Genomic DNA, 2,474 nt, shown 5'->3' with positions numbered 1-2,474 from the left:
GCTCCTCTTCGACCTGGAGCAGAGCGCTGATTCCATCCAGACATACGAGGCGCGACTCGTTCCCGGCCTGCTCCAGACACCCAAGTACGCGAGGGAGATCCTCCGGACTGGGTTGCCTCTTGATGAGGAGGAAACGATCGATCGCCGGGTGGAGCTGCGTATGAAGCGCCAGCAGCTGCTGGATTCCATCCACGCTCCCAAGCTCCACGCTGTTCTCGACGAGGGGGTCCTACTCCGCCAGGTAGGTAGCCGCCGTGTGATGCAGGAACAGCTCGAGCACCTTCTGCGTCTCGCGCGGTGGCCCAACGTCACCATCCAGATCGTGCCCTTCCGCGCAGGGGGTGTCGTGGACATCGGCGAACCGGTGACGATCCTGCGTTTCGCGGAACGGCTGCTGCCTGACATCGTCTACACGGAACAACTCTCCGGCGCCCAGTACATCAGCCGGGGAGACGCCCACTCGCGGTACCAGGAGCAGTTGTACCGGTTGGCTGACGCTGCCGAGCGACCGCACAACACGGAGAGCATTGTCCACGCAATCCTGGGGCACGCCGAGACGTTGCGGGAGGCTCAGGTGCGGGGTCCCGACGCGGCGGTCTACAACGGATTCATGGAACGCGTCGCGACCGAGGCGGCACCCCCCGACTTGACGTCCGGGATCCTCCGCGACCTCATCGCGTCCTGCGGCTGACATTGACAGCTCCCGTGCGCCAGGCCGTCGACGTCCGGCTTGGTGGCGGCCTCTTCGGCTTCCGCTTCGAAGCCGCAGGCAAGGCGTAACAACTCCCTCATCGCGTGTCCGGCCACGCTGCCAACCGGCAATCGTGGCCGGGCCCGATCTACCCCTCCACGCGGCCGCCGGCCCGGGATACGGATCACCTTTCCCCTCGGCTCTCGCGAGGAAGGGTGTCGTTTTCTGAGGAGGGCTTGCCCACGGCCTCTGAACTGCACGAATGGAAGATCGCCGACTTCGGTGGTCCCACCTCTGGTCACACCCGCAGTCCCCCGCCTGGTGCATCGAGCCGTGATCATGTGGTGGGTGCGGCGCAGAGCTCGGAGACGATCGTGAATGAGGTCGTCACCATCGGCACGGCCATAGCCGGCGGCATCGCCGCGTGCGTGTTCTTGCCGTGCGCCATGCCGTTGCGGATCTTCCGGCCGTAGTCGAGGTACTCCGCCTGCCGGCCGGTCAGGACGCCGGTCTCCGCGCCCTGCTGGATGAGGTTCTGCAGCGGCTTCTTGCCCGCACCCGGGATCCGGTCGCGCAGCACGATCTCCACCGCGATCAGGGAGTGCAGGACCGCCACGGTGGAGAACTCGAAGCAGTAGTACGACTGGCGCAGCAGCTCCCGGGCCGTGCGCAGGACGGTCGCCGCAGCCTCGGGGACGCCGTCGGGCACGACCAGGTCCGCCACGAGGTCGTGCATGTCGGCGTACTGGCCGACGAAGTAGTGGGCGCGTTCGTCGGGCACGGGGAACGGGAGGCGCTGCGTGGTCATCTCCGGAGTCTCCCAGTGGTGTACCGGGTCCGGCAGCGGCTTTTCCCCATCCGTCACTCAGCGTGCCGGGACGGAGATCTCTCCCCCACCGAGGTGGGCGGTTTGTCGCACCTGGTGGACCCTGTCAAGGGGAAACGCACGGCCGTCCGAACCTGGACAAGGGGGGTAGGTGGTCACCTTCGGTGCGCGGACTCTGTCCACAGGGCGACTCCCCCAGGCTCTGGATCTGGGGCCGTTGCGATCCGCGCGGTGGCCCGTACGTGAGGAGCCGTCATGCCCGACACCATCGCCCTGCCGCTCGCACCGATGACCCCGCACGCGGCGATCAGCGCGTTCAGCTACCTCCGCGCCGTCCAGGTCCAGGACGACAAAGCGGCCCCGGAAGCCGAAGTCCATCAAGGCGGACTCCTGCCCACTGTGCCTCCGGCCGCTTCGCCCCGAGTTCGGCTGCTCCCGCGAGTCAGCCCAACAGGACGGCCGGCCCGCGTCTGGTTCGCGGGGTACCGGTGTGACGGCTGCGAGGCCACCCGGCCCCAGCAGTTCTGGGACGCGATGCGCGACCGCTACGAGACCTGACGCGGACCTTGCGAACACTGCGCCCCGGCTACCGGAGTGGCGCCCACCCCGGCCCACTCCAACCCAATCGAGCGTCATCGAACGCACACCAGCGCACGCCAGCCCCAACCAGCCGAGACCGCTGAGCAGACCACGTCCCCGACGCCCTTCGACACGAACAGCCACCCCCGCCCTCGGCCACCGGGCGGGGGCTTCGTGCTTTCTGGAGAAGTTCACCGTGCCCACGTACGAGGCCCTGCCCCGCTTCACCGGAGACCTGGACCGCCTCACCCCCGAGCAGCGCCGCCGCTTCCGCCAGACCGTGGCGGCCTTCGTCGACGACCTGCGCACCGGCCGCTTCCGCGCCGGCCTCCGCGTCAAGCGCGTCACGCGCGGAGATCGGAATAGCAGGAACTCCAG

Annotated in this window: 3 protein-coding genes and 1 pseudogene; 3 read left to right on the top strand and 1 reads right to left on the bottom strand. The window is 68.1% G+C overall.

Going from position 1 to position 2,474, the window contains the following annotated elements; all coding sequences use genetic code 11:
* Positions 1–691: DUF5753 domain-containing protein (locus AAW14_RS39155; RefSeq protein WP_265569232.1), on the top strand; the 691-nt coding region annotated here is incomplete at its 5' end.
* Between the two features lie 337 nt (positions 692–1,028).
* On the opposite strand, the gene AAW14_RS39150 is transcribed toward AAW14_RS39155, so the two are convergent.
* Entirely contained in the window at positions 1,029–1,499 is a 471-nt protein-coding gene (locus AAW14_RS39150; protein WP_265569231.1) for a hypothetical protein, read from the bottom strand.
* Between the two features lie 273 nt (positions 1,500–1,772).
* Here AAW14_RS39150 and AAW14_RS39145 point away from each other — a divergent pair, with 273 nt between their 5' ends.
* Together AAW14_RS39145 and AAW14_RS39140 are read left to right on the top strand one after the other, a co-directional pair.
* Positions 1,773–2,075, top strand: coding sequence for a hypothetical protein (locus AAW14_RS39145; protein WP_046911494.1), 303 nt, complete (start codon positions 1,773–1,775; stop codon positions 2,073–2,075).
* A 217-nt stretch (positions 2,076–2,292) separates the two neighbouring features.
* Positions 2,293–2,474 (top strand): annotated as a pseudogene (locus tag AAW14_RS39140) (hypothetical protein); the annotation flags it as partial.

Origin of the sequence: Streptomyces hygroscopicus, assembly GCF_026168105.1 — a bacterium.
Taxonomy (GTDB): domain Bacteria; phylum Actinomycetota; class Actinomycetes; order Streptomycetales; family Streptomycetaceae; genus Streptomyces; species Streptomyces hygroscopicus_D.
This window is presented reverse-complemented; position numbering and strand designations above follow the sequence as displayed.

Bases quoted from the DNA above. Each gene is read 5' to 3' on its own strand.
- AAW14_RS39150 (WP_265569231.1), bottom strand. From the start codon at position 1,499: ATGACCACGCAGCGCCTCCCGTTCCCCGTGCCCGACGAACGCGCCCAC.
- AAW14_RS39145 (WP_046911494.1), top strand. From the start codon at position 1,773: ATGCCCGACACCATCGCCCTGCCGCTCGCACCGATGACCCCGCACGCG.